Here is an 18,055-nt window from a genome sequence, read left to right on the forward strand (position 1 = left end):
TCGCAATTGGCGAACCGTCGCCCTCGCACAACAGGCGAGATTCGAGTAACTACGGTCTTGGGAGTTGTGGTTCGAGCAATGTCCAACGGTGGATATCTCCTTTTTAAAGAATCCTCTCGCCTTCAGGCAGAGGAGTGTCAACAGTATTTGGTAGGGAGGACTGTTCCTCCTCGTCCCCCTTCCCAAGTGCTTGGCGCTCGCCAACTGGTGCATGACCATACCCGCTCGTCACCCCCCCCTATCGGTAAATTCCTCCCAGAGTCGGGGTGGAAATGGTTTAATCCCTCGATTAAGGCAAGTCCGCCGCCCTCGTTTCTCGAACCTTGGGTTTCTTCCCTGGTAAATTGCAGCTCAAATCCAGGTAGAATAGAAACCCGCGCCTTGGGCTTTTTATTCATGACAATAAATAATTCCTTAAACGCGCTTGAGTCTCTACGCGCAGAAGTAATTGAATTACTCGATCAACTGCCAACGCTGAAACACAGCAAATGGATTGGGCAGGCACTCGCTACCCTGGTACGCATCGCTGGCACTGAGGTGGAGCGTTTGGATTGGAAAATCCTCAGCGCTGCTTTGCAAGACATGGAGCAGGGGTTCCAAATTTTTTATCCCTATCGGCACGTCCGTAAAGTGACGATTTTCGGCTCGGCGAGGATTTCGCCAGACACCCCAGAGTACCGCATGGCGGTTGACTTTGCTCGCTCAGTCGTAGAGCAGGGCTACATGGTGATGACGGGTGCCGGTGGCGGGATCATGCAGGCAGGTAACGAAGGCGCTGGGGCAGAAAAGTCTTTTGGTCTAAATATTAAATTGCCGTTTGAGCAAGAGGCTAACCCGTTTATCGAGGGCGATCCGAAGCTATTCCACTTCAAGTATTTCTTCACTCGCAAGCTGTTTCTGCTGAAAGAAAGCGATGCGATCGCTCTATTTCCCGGCGGTTTTGGCACCCAAGACGAAGCGTTTGAGTGCATGACCTTAAGCCAAACTGGCAAGTTCGGCCCCATGCCGGTAGTTTTAATCGATCGACGCGGTGGAAATTACTGGGAAGCTTGGAATGCTTACATCAAAGAGCATCTCCTCGAACGAGGTCTAATCAGTCCGGAAGATCCCAATCTCTACACGATTACAGACCGTTTAGACGTGGCGATGGAAGCAATCAATAGCTTTTACCGCGTCTATCACTCTAGCCGCTACGTTGACGACCGATTTGTCATCCGCCTTAACTGCGATTTATCCGATGCAGCAATCGAGGGATTGAACGAGCAATTCAGCGACATCCTGGTTAAGGGACGAATTGAAAAAAGCCAAGCTTTGCCCCAAGAAGCCGGGGATGAAACCTTTGACTTACCCCGCCTGGTTTTGTACTTCAATCAACGGGATTTGGGACGCTTATACCAACTGATTGCAGCGATTAATCAGCTGGGGAAAAGCTCCTACGAATCCGAACACCCAGAGCGCAAGTAGGGAAATTCGCCCTCAAGGCAGTCGAAATTCTGATAGCCGAGTTTTGTTGGTAGAGAAGCGCTACCAAATAGACGATTTTTGCCGCAACAAGATTCGTAGAATCAACTAAGATTTACCAAAAATTTAAGCAAATATCCCTCGGGTAACCGTAGTTATACTGAACTGCGGTTGCTCTGGTTTTTTTGTAGTGGAAAATACAGAAATTAGGCGGATTCGAAATTAATCCGCTATTGTGCATTGATTGGCTCAACGCCGTCAGGAATGACGCATTTGCAGCAAAAATGCTTGAATATGAGCAGGGAAGGGAAACAAGAGGGGAAAAGTCGATAAAATCAGCAATTTTGCCATTGTTTCTCGCTCTGAAGACTGCGTAAGTCCTAAACCTGGTGCAGCCTGACAGATGGCTCAAGGTTTAACTCCGGCTTTGCCGATGAATCAGAAAATTTACCGAAAATTTACATATTTTTCCAGAAAATTGCCTAGAATACTGATCAGCAGATAAGCTAGTAATTCAGAACACATAACCGCAAAAACCATAGGATTGTATGCCGTTTTGGGTTATGAACAAATCTAAGCTGTTAAAAACGAAACGGAAGCAGAAAGGGAGATATGACCCAACCCAATCGTTTAGAAAAGATAAACCCGTAGCTTTAGCTTCTGCGTAAAACAACGTATGATGGTTACGTGGCTGTCAAAATCGCGTAAGCAAAATCCACTTAAACCTGTTTGAGAAAAGTGCGCCGCCATGAGTCAGTTTACTATTGTCATCACAACCTATAACCGTTTACCTCTGTTGCGGCGAGCCGTAGAATCCGCATTAGCACAAACCTGGCCCTGCGAAGTGGTCGTGGCGGATAACGGCTCGGACGATGGTACGGAAGAATATATTCGTAGTTTAGGATCTCGCGTCATTTACCACCGCAATTCTGCTAACTTGGGTCACTCAGGCGCAGTGAATGCAGGGGTGAGGGTAGCAAAGGGAAAGTGGATCAAGCCAGTGGATGACGATGACTATCTGGCTCCCAACTGCATTGAAGAGATGGGATCAGCGATCGCTCAACGACCCCAAGCGGTTCTGTGTTCGTGTCAAGCGATACAAGTCGATGGCAATGGCGCAGAAGTGACCCGCACTCAACCCTGCGGTACTGGGAAGGCATTTTACGTACCCCAAGAAGATATCCACTACGGCATGTTGCTGGAAATGGTACCCTTTGGCACGCCAATTCAAGTCGCCTTCCGCAAAGATGCTTTTCTTTTGTCGGGAGGTTGGGATCTGGCTTTAAACGTCTGCGACGATATCGACTCGTGGATCAAAATTGCTAAGTACGGTGATGCCATATTTTTAAATGAGTACCTCGCCTACCGCACCCTGTGGACAGGTGGAAACAATCAAAAATCTTCTTTCCAAGAGCGACTAGAAGTAAATATGCAGATGAAAGAAAACATCTACAAATTAGTCGCTCAAAAGTATCGCTCCTCCCTACCGGCACTGGAAGATATCAACGCCTTTCTCAAGCTGCATTGGAGTTTGGTCGGACTGCGGCAAAGACAATTTTTAACAGCTTGGCAAATCGCTTACCCAGCCGTATTTTCACCAGGCGCTTGGAAATTGCTATTTGCCGCGATCTATTCTCGCCGAATTGCTGGGAAAACTGATTCCATTCGCCAAGAAGTTCTATTCCCCGCTTCTAGTTCTATGGCGACAGAGGTTCTGTCTGTAGTCTGAGGCGGAAACCCTACTGGCAATTTCTGCAACTAGCGCGATCGCTGTTGCAGAAAGCTACAATTGTTCCCCCTTCTTATTACTCCCCTTGTGTCGCCAACAATCTATTCCGGGAGCGCAAAGGTAGATCGACCGCATGATAAAAAAATATTGCAACCAACAGAGCTAGAAACATATGGGTGACTGAATTAGTCACCCCTAGTAACTTATAGGCAAAAATAAAAGTTGGTTTGTGAAGTAAATAAAAGGGATAAGCAATATTCCCTAGATATTCAAAGGTATTACCTACCGCCTTTGGGAGTTTGATTTGGCGAGCAAAGATTACAAAGATTAAACCCAAGCAAGCCATCAAGTATAGAATTAAAGCATAGAAACCCGTGCGACTTTGGTTTAAAATTAACATTATAAATCCAGAACACAGGACAATTGTCCCCGCTTTTTTGTTCTGTTTTCGGAAGTATAAAAAACCTAAGAGCCATGCCCAGGCAAATAGAAAAAATGGCAATTCGTAACCTAATTCAGGATAATATGGAAGGGATTTATGATAAAATAATTTATAGAAAAAGGGAACTGCTACGTACAATGAACCAGAGATGGCAATCGAGAAAACGATGATGCGATCGCTTAGTCGATGCAACAGAGGCGTTAAAAGATAACAAGGCGCCAAGATGCCTAGAGGCCATAAGGGTAAGTTTGACGTAAAAGTACCAAAAGCCAGACCTTGCAAAAGCGTTAAGTGTTCAACTATTGAGACTAAATTGGGTGGAACGATTGGTTTTCCATGCAGCGTTTCAATTTTGTTACCAAAAATCAGAAAGGGGAGTAATGATAAAACGATCGCACAAAAGTACAAAGGATAAATTCTTAAAAAGCGACGCTTATAAAATCCTTCTGGATTATTTTTAATCGAATTGGCGGTAGCATAGCCTGAAAGTAAAAGCAGTGCGATGACATTACCAATGGCAGTGAATTTTCTCAAATTATAGACAAAATCGCTGTCTATATTCTCTATAAATTCTCTCAACTGGGCACAAGTAATAAAAAATACAAAGATAAAACGCAGTCCTAGAAGGACTTGCCAGTTCATTTTGTTTGATTCTGCCATAAAAATAAGTTGTGGAGAGTTAGTTTACCTCTTCAATTTTAGATGTATGGTAAAGTTGGCTCCAGTGCGACCTGTGAAAATCCAGAAAATAGAACGACTCGTATCCCTTGTAATGCGAAGCCACGACCAAGTTTCTGGGGGTTCGTTGGTAGCAATTGAGACAGGGGTAAAAGCAATTCCTCGAGTTCCCAAAATTAGGGTAGCAACTGCAACAGCTCTCGACATATGATAGTCGGAAGTAATCAGGTATACATGATGAACGTTGCGCTTTTGTAATTCTTCTACAGTGTGAGCAAAGTTACCGACCGTATCCACCGCATAAATGTTGGAATACAATCGATTTTCGGGAATCCCTGCATCTCGAAACACCTCCAGTCCATCTGGGAAACGCACCCCGGAAGCCAAAATATCCAGAGAAGGATGAGCTTTAGCAAACTCAACGGTAAATTGTTCCCGTCCTTTACCGCCACCTAAGAGCATAATCGCTTCGGGGGTGGGGTGCGTGCGCGATGCGATCGCTAACCTGACACCAACGAACCCATACAATCCTAACAGTAAAGCGCCAATCCCACCACCTACGATATAAAACCCTCTGCGGATTTTTTTAGATAATGCTAACTTGGGCTTTATGCTGTTTTCCACTGTTACTCTCCTTGAGGCGCAATAATTTTCTTTCCAGGCATCATTCTGGAACGCACGGGTATATCTACAGCATAATAAAAGAACATTCCGACTAACAAAGCCAGAAAAATCAACGTGGCTGAATTCGTGATTCCCAGCTTATAGGCAAAAATATAAGTCGGTCGGTGAAATAGAAAGAAGGGATATGCAATACCCCCTAAATATTCGCAGATCTTTCCTGGCACCCTTGGCAACTTTATCTTGCCGCCAAATATTAATACCAAACAAGTAACAAAGTAGATGACTAAAGAAAACATTCCCGTGCGGTCTTGGTTCAGTATTAACATTAAACTCCCCGCCAGCAGCACGAGTTTCGCTGATAATTTATCTTGTTCGCGAAAATAGAAGAAACCCAAAAGCCATGTCCAAGCGTGGAGAAAAAATAGTAAATTATATCCTAAAAATGGATAATAAGGTAATTTGTCTTTTTGGTGCCATAATTGACCTAATTGAGCCAAACTAAATTGGGCTTTCCCTTCCCACCAGATGTAATAAACATAGGGAGTGACTATGTATAGCAAACCGGAAAGCGCAATCAAAGCCAGAATCACCTTACTATTGACACGAATCAACCAGGGTGCGAAAAGATAGCCTACTGCCAAAATACCTACAAGCCAGATAAATGTATTTGACCAAAAAACGTCACCCACAAACCCTGGTACAAGAAATAAGTAGGCAAAAAATGTTTCTATTTTGGGGGGAACTATGGGATAATGTTTGTCCTGTAGCGGTTCAATGTAATTGCCAAAAAACACAAAGGGCAAAAGCGCTACCAGAATGGCGCACAAATACAAAGGATAGATTCTGATGAAGCGACGTTTGTAAAAGCCTTCTGGATTTTTGGTAATTGAACTAGCCGTTGCATAGCCTGAGAGGATGAGTAAAGCGATCGCATTTCCGACGGAAGTAAATGCCCTTAAATGATATATGGGATCGTTTATATCTGGGAGAAATTGTCTTAATAACGCACAAGAAATCAAAAATACTAAAACAAAACGCCAACCTAAAAAAATTTGCCAGTTCATTGTTAGTTATCTATCCTTCTTGTTTCTTTCTTAGTCTGCGTACAGGAACTTCAATCAAGTGATAAAACACCAGGGATACTACCAAAGCTAGGAAAGCATGACTAAACGAGTTTCTTACACCGAGAATGGTATAAGCAAAAATCAAAGTGGGAAAGTGGAATAAATAAAGCGGATAGGAAATCTCCCCTAAATAGTTCAGAATGCCGTCAAGAGATTTGGGTACTTTAATCGATGGGGAAAAAACTATGACCAAACTGCCAATCAGGTAGGTGAGGATGCCGAGTCTCCCCGTATGATATTGGTTGACTATTAACACGACAGTCCCCAACCCAACTAGGATTGCTTTCCAAAGATTGGTTTCGTTATTCCGGAAGTACAGAAAGCCTAGAAGCCACGACCACAGTAACAATAATAATGGAATGCCATATAAAAAATAGCTGTAGAAATGTACTTCTGCCTTGGGGTAAATTGCCTCATAAATATAGGTAAACAACCCATAAAATACAGCCGATAAGCCCATTAAAGCAATTAATATTTTATTGCTGAGCTTAGCCAACAATGGGGTTAAGGCATAGCATATTGCTTCAACCCCTAAAATCCACAACGGGACATTTGCCCAAATGGGATCGACGGCAACATTTTGCAGAAACAATAAGTTGCCCAAGACAGTTCCTATATGGGGGAGACTATAGTCTGTCCGCAAAGTTTTAACGGGTTGACTGGAGACAAGAAGAGGAATGAAAGTAAACAATACGGCAGAAAAATATAAAGGATAAATTCTCCAAAAACGCCGCTTGTAAAATCCTTGTGTTTGTTTGGCGATCGAGTGACCTATTCCATATCCGGAAAGGACGAGAAACACAAAAACTGCTGCTAGTCCATTCAATTTGCCCAGATTGCATAAAATATCTTTGTTTGGGTTAGGAACAAATTCACTTAAATGGTAACCAACCACAACCCAAGCTAAGAAAAAACGCAAACCCGCTAAAACTTTCCATTTCATATGTTTAATACCACAACGCGTAATCTCTTTGATTTGGGGAAAGTTTGCCCTCTAGCGCTTGCAACCCTTCCCTGGAAAAATGATCCTTGCAAAGTTGTAATCTTCTGGGGTTTCTGGAAGTGTAAGTATAAACAAGAGTGAATCGATCTGCACCTTGTGTTGGGGGGACTTTAGCATGATGGTAAACATCACTCGTCGCCACCATTACAGCTGTTCCAGCATTCCCGTGACACGCCTTCCAAGCTGATTCGGGAACCGCCTGTTTCATCTCTTCATCGGCATAGGTAGACTTGAATGGATTGACGGGAGTTAAATGCTTGGGAACGTATTCAAAAGCAATCGTATTTTCAGTCACATCGCTTAAGTAAACAATGATTCTGATTTGACGGCGATCGTCGGAATCTCTATGCCATTTCCTTTGACCGACATCCTTGATACCATTGCCGATATCTTTGCGAACATCGACTCCGATACAAGCGATTGGCAGTCCAATATAATTTTCAATAATATTCACCAGTCTCTCGTTCAATCCCCACAGAAAAATTTCTGGGTATTCCGCAGCGAGTGGGGTGTAACCGATGCGGGTGATAGAATAATTTTTGTCTTGGATGATTCCCGTATCTGAGTCTGGATTTTGTAGCCTGTTAACGATTTTCTTTGCTAATTCGATTGTTTGGGAAGTAGAAGGAATCGCTAAAGCGTCTAGAGAGGTGACTAAAACGCCTTCATGTTTAAGCGTATTGAGAATTGCGCGATCGCTTTCACTCAGAGACGGCAGTTTGGCAGTATGTTTGAGCAGGTCTACTTTGTAAACCAGTTCCGATGCCACTTCAGTTAATTGGTTGCGGATTTTGAACAGCATAGAGATTTTGGATGTAAGGATTTTGGATTTTAATAGCAGAGAAACCCGGTTTCTGGCAAAAATCTTAGGTTTGGTAATTAGACATTTACGAAGAAACCGGGTTTCTGGTGGTTTCTGGTAAAAATCTTGGGTTTGGTAACTCGACATTTACGAAGAAACCGGGTTTCCCCTTGCGGGGCTGCTGGATTCAGGATAAATGCTGGAAAGATAACAATCTCGATTTCACACTAAAGTCTTTAGCATCTCGCTTTCCATTGGCATTAACGGTTTTCCTTCGCGCAACCTGGTGACAAAATCGGGGTTAGCAAGGATAAACCGCGCCCAAGTTACCATATCTAGGTAACCTTCCTGGAGTTCCGACTCAGCTTGACCTGGTAATAAAGATGCGCCCCCCATAATTAAATGAGGCCACATCGGTCTAATTTGGCGAATAATTCGTCCAGATGTTTGATAATAATCAGCACGGGCGCAGCTGATATCCAACATCCGCAAACCCATGCGTTCAAATTCTGGAATTAAATAAGCCAGCATATCATCAAGATCGGGCCAGTCATAAAAACCGTCGCCCAAACCGCGGGATGGGGATAAGCGAACCATGACTTTTTCCGCACCGAGTTCGCCCAATATAATTTCAGTTAGTTCTAGGGCGAACCGACAGCGATTTTCCACATATCCGCCATACTTATCAGTGCGATCATTAATAGCAGCATCAAAAAATTGATCCGCGAGGTAACCGTGGGCGAGGTGTAATTGTACCCCGTCAAAATTGGCAGCGATCGCATTTAATGCCCCTTGACGGAACATCTGATAAACTTCCGGAATTTCTTCAGTTTCCAACGCCCTTGGCACCCCATAAGGTTTGCCATTTTGCCGGTTAATTCCCCCAGCTTGCTTATTACTCGAACTCACCGGGGGGACGCCGCCGGTAAAATCTTCATGGGAGATGCGACCGCAATGCCAAAGCTGACAGAAAATTTTACTACCTTCCTCGTGTACCCGTTGGGTGACTTGCTTCCAACTTTCAGTTTGTTCTGGCGTATAAATATAAGGCACATTATTATATCCATCCCCCGTCGGGTGTACGATCGTTCCTTCAGTGAGGATCAGCGCCACCCCGTCAGCGGCGCGACGGGCGTAATATTCTGCCGAAGCTGCCGTTACGCAGTGGTTTTGATCGGCAAAACTGCGGGTCATCGCCGACATTACCACGCGATTCTTCAGGCGTCCAAGCAAGGGATGGTCAAACAATTCAAGCAACATTGATCGCACCAGGATTTAAACTTTGGAACAAGTTGTGGAAATAAGGACGAGACAGATAATCTTTGAGAGAAACCTGCCAAGGGCGTTGCATATCAAGATTTTCCGCTTGCAAGCGTTGATTTGCTAGCAACACGCACTTAGGACGGGCGGCGCGATCGCGTTGTGCCATAATTTCAGCCGAAACACGTTCGATGGTGATGCGATCGCTCAACCCCAGATACTCTACACAAGCTTGCGCCAACTCGAAGAAAGACGCCTCAGTATGACCTGCCATATTATATGTGCCAGTTTTACCCAAAGCCAATAATTGCACACAATTCCGCGCCAAGTCTAGAGTATACGTAGGTTGCCAGATGCGATCGCCCACTTCATACCGAGTCACCCCATCTCCAATTAACTTCACCAAATGACGGGCAAACTTCCCCACAAAATTCTTATCTGCCTCCTCCCCACCAAAAAACCCAGCCATCCGCACCACCAAACTATCAGGAAGCATCAACAACAATTGCCTTTCTGCCTCTAACTTATAATTCCCGTAAATTGAAAGCGGTGCAGGTTGAGTCCCTTCCGTCGTCGGCGTTTCAGATCCATCAAAAATCAGAAAACTTTGCGGATAAAAAACCTTCGCTTCCACCCGCCGTGCCAATTCAGCAATATGCAGCGTCCCATCAATCTGGACCCTACCACAACTTTCTGGTTCTTCCTGACAGCGGTCTACATTAGTTTGGGCAGCACAATGGAGGATAAAATCCGGCTTTTCCGCTTCCAGACTCAGAACCGCATTTCTATCCGTAATATCCAACTCTTTATGAGAAAGCGCAATAACTTTGCACTCTGCCACATCCTCCATCAAAGCTTCGCGAAACGCCTGACCCAGCATTCCCGCCGCACCAGCGATCAGAAAACTTTTATTGCGTAACGAGTCTAAACTTCCCATCTCATTCACCCTATTAACTCTACGCCATCGCCATCTTTTCGCCGTACCTAAACGGATTCTTAAACTCAGCCAGCGGCAAAAACTCCTTATCCCTTTGAGATAAAATCGGATTATTACTAGGCCAAGGAATCCCCACCGAATCCCACCGAATCCCCGTATCATTTTCAGGCGAATAGAGTTGAGAAATCTTATACATCACCATAGCCGTTTCGCTTAACACATAAAACCCATGTGCTAACCCAGGCTCCATATATACCATCTTCCCATTTTCCCCACTCAAATCAAACACTTCAAATTGTCCATAACTAGGCGAACCCACCCGAACATCAACAATGACATCCATAATTCGACCCAAAGGACAATAAACCAACTTATTCGGATCTGCTGGCGGAGTTTGAAAATGCAACCCTCGCAACACATTTTGCACCGAAACCGAATAATACTCCTCCACAAAATTAGTTTCTAGGCCATGCTTACTAAAAACATCCTTGTGAAAAGTCTTGACAAAACTCCCCCGATAGTCCTGATGAAACACAATCGGACTAAGCTCATAACAACCCGAAATTTTAGTCGCCCTAATTTCCATCTTTCTTCTAACTTTAAACTTCCTACTAAAAACTCTCTCTTCTCTTACTCTGCGTCCTCTGCGTCTCTGCGGTTCATTTAAAAAAACTGTTCCTTCATGGGTCAAATTCTCCCTTTTCTCTTCCTTGGCGTCCTTGGCGTCTTGGCGGTTCGTTTAAAAAACATCCTTCCCTCCAACGACAAAGTGAGGACTAAAGTCCTCACTACAAACTAAAAACTGCGACAAAAACCACGAATCGTCTCAGCAACATAAGTCAGCATTTCATCCGTTATTCCTGGAAAAACGCCAACCCAAAAAGTACCCATCATAATCCGATCCGCATTCTTCAAATCACCAACAACGCGATAATTCAACCCTTTATAAGCTGGTTGCCGGATCAAATTACCCCCAAACAAAAGCCTGGTACTAACGCAATTTCCTTCCAAATGCTGCACCAAATCGTTCCGACTAAAAGGAGCATCTTCCTTCACAAAAATCGGGAAACCAAACCAACTAGGTTCCGACCCAGGCGTCGCTTCAGGCAACATTAAAACATCTTGCAAATCCTGCAATTGCTCGTGCATAAACTTAAAATTATGCTGACGTTTGGCAATAAAATCAGGCAACTTATCCAACTGAGCGCAACCGATAGCCGCCTGCATATCGGTCATTTTCAAATTGTACCCAATATGCGAATAGGTAAACTTATGGTCATACCCAAAAGGCAACTCACCCAATTGCCAACCGTAGCGTTTCTGACAAGTATTATCCACTCCAGGCGCACACCAACAATCTCTACCCCAGTCGCGGAAAGATTCGACAATTTTCTTCAGGCGAGTATCGTTAGTTAAAACCGCGCCGCCTTCACCCATCGTCATATGATGAGCGGGATAAAAACTTACCGTTGTAATATGTCCAAACGTGCCAGTTTTTTGCCCTTTATAAAGACTTCCCACCGCATCGCAGTTGTCTTCCATTACCCAAAGATCGTGCTTTTCGGCAAACGCCATCACCGCTTCTAAATCGAAGGGATTTCCCAATGTATGGGCGATCGCAATTGCCTTCGTGCGGGGCGAAAGCGCCGCTTCCAACTGAGAAACATCAACTCCATAAGTTGGCAAGTGGCTATCCAAAAATACCGGCACCAACTGATTCTGAAAAATCGGATTAACCGTGGTGGGAAACCCAGCAGCAACGGTAATCACTTCATCCCCAGGTTTGAGTTGTTTCGCTCCCAATTTGGGGGAAGTTAGCGCCGATAAAGCCACCAAATTCGCCGAGGAACCGGAGTTAACCAACATGCAGTGCTTGAGTCCCATCCACTCAGCAAAGCGCTGTTCAAATTCAGCAGCAAAGCGTCCCGTTGTCAACCAAAAATCCAAAGAAGCATCGACTAATTTGAGCAGTTCTTCTTGGTCGAAGACTTTGGCGGCATTCTGGATGTAGGATTTTCCGGGGACAAATTCCTTTTTTTTGAATTTGAAGTTATAGTATTCTCGAACTGCTGCCATAACTTGCGACCGCAGTTCTTTTTCTTGTTGGAGCGGGTTATTTTCTGAACTTTGAGGAGGAGGAGATGCGAGCATGATATTCGATGAAAAATTAGGGTAAAATTGAACAACAATTTAAGCAGTCGCTACCGACTGTTTCCAGCGCAGAGTTTTGTCTAAACGACCGCTACTGAGTAATTGCTTAATTTGGTCGATGCGCTTGTAACGCGGTCCTTCAAAATCTTCTAGGCGCAACCCAACTTTTTGGTATGTTTCATACAGTTGTTTTGCTCCCATTCGAGCATTCCATTGCGGTTTAAATTCCGGCAGCATCCGCTCGATTTTACTGAAGTCTACTTGATAAGACCGCTTGTCGGGTTCCCCACCAGGGGCGTATTCAACTTCGCACCCCGGAACGGTTTCTTTAACAATTTCTGCGATGTCGCGTACTTGATAATTTTCCGTAGTTTGACCGACATTAAACGCTTGATTGTGGATATTTTCCCGCGGTGCATTCAACACGGCAATAAAGGCGCGGTTAATATCTTCAATGTGGACGATGGGACGCCAAGGCGTGCCATCGCTTTTGATATAAACTCGCCCCGTAGTCATCGCCCAAGCAACGAGGTTATTGAGTACCAAATCAAACCGCAACAAAGGAGATACCCCGTATGCAGTAGCGTTGCGGAGAAACGTAGGACTGAAATTGTCATCCGCTAATTTGGCGACATCCTGTTCGACTAGCACCTTGGATCTTCCGTAGGGAGTGACAGGATTAAATTCAGCTGATTCGGTGACTTTTCCCTCACCTGCTGACCCATAGGTACTGCAAGAAGAGGAGAACAAAAATCTTTTCACTCCTACTTCTTTAGCTAGAGAAGCTAACCGCACCGATGCTTTATGATTGATTTCATAAGTTAAGTCTGGCTCCAGGTTACCCAAGGGGTCGTTTGCCAAGGCAGCTAAGTGAATAATCGCATCAAATCCCCGCAATTCATCTGCTTCAACGTCGCGGATATCTTTATTTAATTCGGCGATATTGGCGATGCCATCTAAAAAAGTAGACTGCCCGAATAAATTGCTATCTATGCCTACAACTTCATGCCCTGCCGCTAACAACATGGGCACCGTCGTTGTCCCGATGTACCCCTTGTGTCCGGTTACCAATATTCCCATTCTCCTCCTCCCACATTTTCCAAGGTGCTTTGCCAGTTTGCCAGAGCGTTTCCAAAAGTTTCTTGTCGCGAATTGTATCCATGCACTGCCAGAAGGAAGTATGCTTATACGCCATTACTTGTCCTTCTCTTGCCAATCGTTCTAGGGGCGCTTTTTCCCAGTATGTGTCATCGCTATCAATGTAATCAAAGATTTCTGGTTCTAGAACAAAAAATCCGCTGTTAATCCAACCGTCTACCGTTTGGGGTTTTTCAGAAAATTCGATAACTTGGTCGCCAGTTAGTTCTAAATGCCCAAACCTTGCTGGTGGGTGGACTACGGTGATGGTAACCAGTTTGCCGTGGGATTTATGGAAGGCCAATAAATCCTGTAAATTCACATCAGAAACTCCATCCCCGTAGGTAGCCATAAAGGTTTCATTGCCGATGTGGGGCGCTAGGCGCTTTATCCGACCTCCGGTGAGGGAATTCATTCCCGTATCGACTAACTCTACCGTCCAAGATGGTCTGTGACCCCCTTGCATCGTCACTACACCCGTTTGGAAATCAACCGTGAGGTTGCTATTGAGCGAGCAATAGTCCACCATGTATTTTTTGATGACTTCGCCTTTGTAGCCGAGAGCGATCGCAAAATTGTTAAATCCATAGTGGGAATAGTGCATCATGATATGCCAGAGGATCGGTTTCCCGCCAATTTCCACCATCGGCTTCGGTTTTACTTCGGTTTCTTCCGCAAGGCGAGTCCCCAGTCCTCCCGCTAGCAGCGCTACTTTCATACGCCAATTTTTTCCTTACTCAGATCGCGCTTTCGTTTATCTTGTTACTGTCTTTGCACCCACTTTCCCGTCGCCTCTCCCAACTTCTGTTGCATTTTCGGCACGCTTGCCGTCAATTTTGGTTGGCTGTTGTATCTGTTTTAACACCAACCGTACCACAGCTTGTACCCCATCCTGCAACATACCTGTCAACCTTCTGGTCAATCCAGGCGAGAGGAACAACCGCCGCAAAATCGCAATATAGCAGCTAATTTTCTCATCAGCGCTCAATTCATGGCGCTGTACTGCATGGCAGAACTCCCAATACCGCCGCCAGCGAGGCAGCATAATTTTGCCTTTATTTTTGGGGTCAAACCAAACTGCTAAAGCTTTGTAAGTCGGGTTTTCTATTTGTGCAACTTTTGGATGCACTCTGCGGTTGAACAGAAATTCCGGCACTTCGTCAAACTGACCCAAAATTGCCAATTCTGACAATAAAACCCGGTCTGCATGGGGATAATTCCCCAATAGCATCGTTTTCTTTAGCTCGCTAGCGCGGTTTAGCCCGTAAAGTTGTGTCCCGTGATACCAGCCAAAAGTTTCCAGTAATTGATAGAAACGTTCGTGGGGTTTTTCTGCCAAGATCTTGAGGTTCTCGGTGTAAACCTTTTGCCAATTTCCTTGTTCGTCAATTGTGTTGGCTTTGGGATAGCACAACACCACTGCCGGATTGCGGTCTAGTACTTCTACGCAACGCTCTAAGTATTCAGGCTCGCATATATCATCATGGGAAGCCCATTTGAAGTATTCTCCCCGCGACAGTTCAAAAACGCGGTTGAAATTTTTAGCTGCTCCTAAGTTTGTTTCGTTTTTGTAATATTTAATCCGGCTATCCTTGAGCGCATATTCCCGACAAATCGCTTCCGTTCCATCAGTGGAGCCGTTGTCGGAAATAATTAGCTCAAAATCCGAGAATGTTTGACCTAAAAGCGCATCCAGTGCTTGTCTGAGAAACTTTTCCGCATTATATATTGGCAGTCCGATGCTGACACGAGGATTATCCTTTGTTATCATTTGTTTATCCTTCTTGACATGAGGTTAATGCCTTGATGTATCTTTAACTTTTATGCCAGCGTATTTGATAGCCTAGTTGTAGCTTAAATATTATCAATCTTGGTTATAGCTTTTACGTACAATCCCCTATTTTTATATAATCTTTAAAATACATATCTATTTTATACTGCTTTTAAACTTCATGTAAAGTATATTTTTGTAAATTATACTGATTTCCCAGATGGGGAGTTACGATCTAACCCGGAGATTTGTGGCAAAAAATCCCCGTTTCCACCACCGGCTACGGGATCGCACCCACCCTGTATTATGGCAAAACTTTCCCACCTCCACGGCGAGTCAGGGGTTGAAAGGAAAATTTTAAGTTATGCCACAAAATTTTTGGTAATAGTTACAATGGTTACTCTTCCTCCGTCTATTTACTCACTAGGGACTCTGGAGACGGTATGATACTATAAGCTCCCAAGTTGTGTTCGCTGCGATAGTATTTAGCACAAACTCATTGGTTCGCGCTACCGGGAAACTACACTAAACAAAGTAAAAAATATATCATAAAATCCCGCAATCTTCACCAAGACAACCATTGGTAGTTTTTGGCAAAGTTATACCAACAGGCCGTACAATGTCAATCCAGATCATACGGTGCTAATTTTGGAGCCACCGCACTCAACAATATTCAGTGTATGACTATAAAACACAGTACGATTCGCTTTCCTCTCTGGCAGTTCCTCAACCAGCCCCTATTTTGTTCCACAACTATATTGAATCCTCGTCGCTATTGGCATCGCCACAAGGTAGATCTTTTAGAACGCTGTTGGATTAAACAGTACACAAAAGAGGATCGTCGTCACAGCTGAATCCGCTTGGTTTAACTGTTGAGTAGAACGAGGTTATCGCGATGAACTACGGTTGCTGCGCCTGCATAGCCCAATATGGCAGGAATTTCTGCAGATTGATGCCCTCGAATCCGCTCCAGCTCGGTGCTGCTGTAGTTCGCAATTCCTCTAGCGATGGCGCGACCTTCTGTATCGTATAGAGTAACGGCATCGGATGCCTGAAAGTCTCCCTCTATAGACGTAATTCCAGCAGCTAAAAGGGATTTCCCCGCAGAGGTAACGGCTTTGACTGCTCCCGCGTCCAAGTAAAGCTTGCCTGCGGGGATTAACCCGTGAGCGATCCAGCGTTTGCGGGCATTCGTTGGCACTGTTTGGGGCGCGAAGTGGGTGCCGATCTGTTCTCCCTGCAAGATTTTTTGGATGTTATGGGGCGATCTGCCTTCGGTGATAACGGTTCGCACACCCGCAACGGTGGCAATTCGAGCTGCGGAAATTTTGGTCACCATGCCGCCGGTGCCCCATTGCGAACCGGCAGTTCCGGTTTGTACCTGTAATTCTTCTAATTGCTCGATGCGGTTAACTAAAGCAATCGGTTGAGCATCGGGATTGCTGCGGGGATCGGCTGAGTAAAGCCGATCCACGTCTGTGAGTAAAAATAGCCAGTCGGCTTCAATTAAGCTAGCGACTAGGGCAGAGAGGGTATCGTTATCGCCAAATTTTAATTCCTCGACTGCTACGGTGTCGTTTTCGTTCACAATCGGGATAACGCCCAAGCGCAGCAGTTCTTGAAACGTGTTGTAGGCATTGACATAGCGGCTGCGCTGTACTAAGTCGCCCCGCGTCAGCAGTACTTGAGCAATCGGTTGTTGCAGGTGGCTAAACAAATCGTCGTACACGCGCATCAAGCGTCCCTGTCCCACCGCGGCGACAGCTTGCTTGAGGGTGACGCTGCGAGGTCGTTCGGTGATGCCCAAGCGATCGCACCCCACCCCCACCGCTCCCGACGATACCAACACGACTCGGTGACCCTGGTGACGCAAATTTGTCAGGGTTTCAACTAAACTAGCAATGGTAGAAAGGGCGAGGCGACCTGTTTCCGGCTGCGTCAGACTAGATGTGCCAATTTTGACAATAAGTGTTTGAGACATAAGGAATTTTAGGTTTCAGATTTTAGATTTTAGATTGGGTCGTGGGTCAAAGCCAATTACCGATTACCCATAACAAGATGCCCTAATGTCGCCATTGAATGTGCTATAATTGAGAAATGTTTGTACATCAATGCCATAAGCGAAAACCAAGCTAATAGGTATATGTCACGGCGATAAGTTTGGGTCTTAGGAACTAGGACTCCTGCCCTTGGAGGGAATGTAAGACCAATAAAACTACATGGTTATAGCGGCATTTCCCGTTGAATTGGGAAGCCCAGTCCGTCTATAGGTTGGGGTAGTTCACGGTCTTTATCTTGGCTGACCCGATTTTTCAGGATCTAGAATCCCAGAGCCTGAAAAATAATAATAATTTTTTTATGTTTACGATTATCAGGATTTACGATGGTTGGTAAATTTTTGTTGCCGTGGGGGTAGGGTAGCGCCCAAGACTTGCGACACCCAGACTTCCAGCGCACGCACCCCAAACGACTCGATGGCTTGGGCGGGAGGGACGATGGGTTCTACCAAAATGGTAAACATGCCGAGGCGATTGCCAGCCAGCACGTCGGTAAACAAGCGATCGCCCACCATCCCCACCTGTTCCACCGGCAGGTTCATCGCCTTGACTGCCTGTCTTAACTTGCGCCGCGAGGGCTTGCTAGCCCCGTGCAGGTAGGGTAAGTTTAAAGCCCGGGCAATGCTACCGATGCGCGCCTCGCTCAGGTTATTGCTCACCAGCCACATCTGCGCCACCTGTCGGATTTCCTCGACCCATTGGTGCAACTCCTCCGATGCCTGGGCGACCTTGAGCGGTACTAGGGTGTCATCTACATCCAATACCAGACCCTTGATCTGATATTTTTGCAACATCTCCGGTGTCAGATTTACTACTGACCCGTCTAGAATTAAATCAGGCTGTAATAGGGCGCCCCAAGACATAAATTGCTAATCGCTA

General features: G+C 45.2%; 17 protein-coding genes. 3 read left to right on the forward strand and 14 right to left on the reverse strand.

Translation table 11 applies throughout. The annotated features are described in order from the left end of the window. Positions 1–396: 396 nt before the first annotated feature. Positions 397–1,464 carry an LOG family protein gene (locus ACE1CM_RS39555; RefSeq protein ID WP_374884542.1) on the forward strand — a complete coding sequence of 356 codons (1,068 nt, stop codon included), beginning with the start codon at positions 397–399 and terminating at the stop codon, positions 1,462–1,464. Between the two features lie 745 nt (positions 1,465–2,209). After that, positions 2,210–3,190: a glycosyltransferase family 2 protein gene (locus tag ACE1CM_RS39560; RefSeq protein ID WP_374884494.1), complete on the forward strand. Its 981-nt coding sequence runs from the start codon at positions 2,210–2,212 to the stop codon at positions 3,188–3,190. A 76-nt stretch (positions 3,191–3,266) separates the two neighbouring features. On the opposite strand, the gene ACE1CM_RS39565 is transcribed toward ACE1CM_RS39560, so the two are convergent. From ACE1CM_RS39565 to ACE1CM_RS39620, 12 genes are all read right to left on the reverse strand, one after another. Then, complete coding sequence (locus tag ACE1CM_RS39565) at positions 3,267–4,292, reverse strand: acyltransferase family protein (protein WP_374884496.1); 1,026 nt, start codon at positions 4,290–4,292, stop codon at positions 3,267–3,269. A gap of 24 nt (positions 4,293–4,316) precedes the next feature. Then, the gene (locus ACE1CM_RS39570) at positions 4,317–4,934 is read right to left on the reverse strand and encodes a YdcF family protein (RefSeq protein ID WP_374884498.1); all 618 of its coding nucleotides are present in this window, start codon (positions 4,932–4,934) and stop codon (positions 4,317–4,319) included. 2 nt (positions 4,935–4,936) lie between these two features. Further along, complete coding sequence (locus tag ACE1CM_RS39575; RefSeq protein ID WP_374884499.1) at positions 4,937–5,998, reverse strand: acyltransferase family protein; 1,062 nt, start codon at positions 5,996–5,998, stop codon at positions 4,937–4,939. A 10-nt stretch (positions 5,999–6,008) separates the two neighbouring features. Further along, positions 6,009–7,001: an acyltransferase family protein gene (locus tag ACE1CM_RS39580; RefSeq protein ID WP_374884501.1), complete on the reverse strand. Its 993-nt coding sequence runs from the start codon at positions 6,999–7,001 to the stop codon at positions 6,009–6,011. Between the two features lie 4 nt (positions 7,002–7,005). After that, positions 7,006–7,863 (reverse strand): hypothetical protein, encoded by an 858-nt coding sequence (locus tag ACE1CM_RS39585; protein WP_374884503.1) that lies wholly within the window; start codon positions 7,861–7,863, stop codon positions 7,006–7,008. A 222-nt stretch (positions 7,864–8,085) separates the two neighbouring features. Beyond that, positions 8,086–9,123 carry an alkene reductase gene (locus ACE1CM_RS39590; protein WP_374884505.1) on the reverse strand — a complete coding sequence of 346 codons (1,038 nt, stop codon included), beginning with the start codon at positions 9,121–9,123 and terminating at the stop codon, positions 8,086–8,088. Next, positions 9,113–10,060 (reverse strand): SDR family oxidoreductase, encoded by a 948-nt coding sequence (locus ACE1CM_RS39595; protein WP_374884507.1) that lies wholly within the window; start codon positions 10,058–10,060, stop codon positions 9,113–9,115. Before ACE1CM_RS39595 ends, ACE1CM_RS39590 begins: the two co-directional genes overlap by 11 nt. Before the next feature lie 19 nt (positions 10,061–10,079). Then, positions 10,080–10,646, reverse strand: a complete 567-nt coding sequence (gene rfbC / locus ACE1CM_RS39600) for a dTDP-4-dehydrorhamnose 3,5-epimerase (protein ID WP_374884509.1) — start codon at positions 10,644–10,646, stop codon at positions 10,080–10,082. A 209-nt stretch (positions 10,647–10,855) separates the two neighbouring features. Next, positions 10,856–12,211: a lipopolysaccharide biosynthesis protein RfbH gene (rfbH, locus tag ACE1CM_RS39605; RefSeq protein ID WP_374884510.1), complete on the reverse strand. Its 1,356-nt coding sequence runs from the start codon at positions 12,209–12,211 to the stop codon at positions 10,856–10,858. 39 nt (positions 12,212–12,250) lie between these two features. Then, positions 12,251–13,291 (reverse strand): NAD-dependent epimerase/dehydratase family protein, encoded by a 1,041-nt coding sequence (locus ACE1CM_RS39610; RefSeq protein ID WP_374884512.1) that lies wholly within the window; start codon positions 13,289–13,291, stop codon positions 12,251–12,253. Then, a complete protein-coding gene (gene rfbF, locus ACE1CM_RS39615; RefSeq protein ID WP_374884514.1) occupies positions 13,215–14,066 on the reverse strand; it encodes a glucose-1-phosphate cytidylyltransferase in 852 nt (283 codons plus the stop codon). Before rfbF ends, ACE1CM_RS39610 begins: the two co-directional genes overlap by 77 nt. A gap of 36 nt (positions 14,067–14,102) precedes the next feature. After that, the gene (locus ACE1CM_RS39620; RefSeq protein ID WP_374884516.1) at positions 14,103–15,119 is read right to left on the reverse strand and encodes a glycosyltransferase family 2 protein; all 1,017 of its coding nucleotides are present in this window, start codon (positions 15,117–15,119) and stop codon (positions 14,103–14,105) included. Between the two features lie 680 nt (positions 15,120–15,799). On the opposite strand from ACE1CM_RS39620, the gene ACE1CM_RS39625 reads away from it, so the two are divergent. Next, positions 15,800–15,973: a hypothetical protein gene (locus ACE1CM_RS39625; protein WP_374884518.1), complete on the forward strand. Its 174-nt coding sequence runs from the start codon at positions 15,800–15,802 to the stop codon at positions 15,971–15,973. Between the two features lie 11 nt (positions 15,974–15,984). Here the strand turns inward: ACE1CM_RS39625 and proB are convergent, their stop codons facing one another. Then, positions 15,985–17,100, reverse strand: a complete 1,116-nt coding sequence (proB, locus tag ACE1CM_RS39630) for a glutamate 5-kinase (protein ID WP_374884520.1) — start codon at positions 17,098–17,100, stop codon at positions 15,985–15,987. Between the two features lie 390 nt (positions 17,101–17,490). Next, a complete protein-coding gene (locus tag ACE1CM_RS39635; RefSeq protein ID WP_374884522.1) occupies positions 17,491–18,039 on the reverse strand; it encodes a YqeG family HAD IIIA-type phosphatase in 549 nt (182 codons plus the stop codon). Between the last annotated feature and the right edge of the window lie 16 nt (positions 18,040–18,055).

This window comes from Microseira sp. BLCC-F43, from assembly GCF_041929235.1.
Lineage (GTDB): Bacteria > Cyanobacteriota > Cyanobacteriia > Cyanobacteriales > Aerosakkonemataceae > Microseira.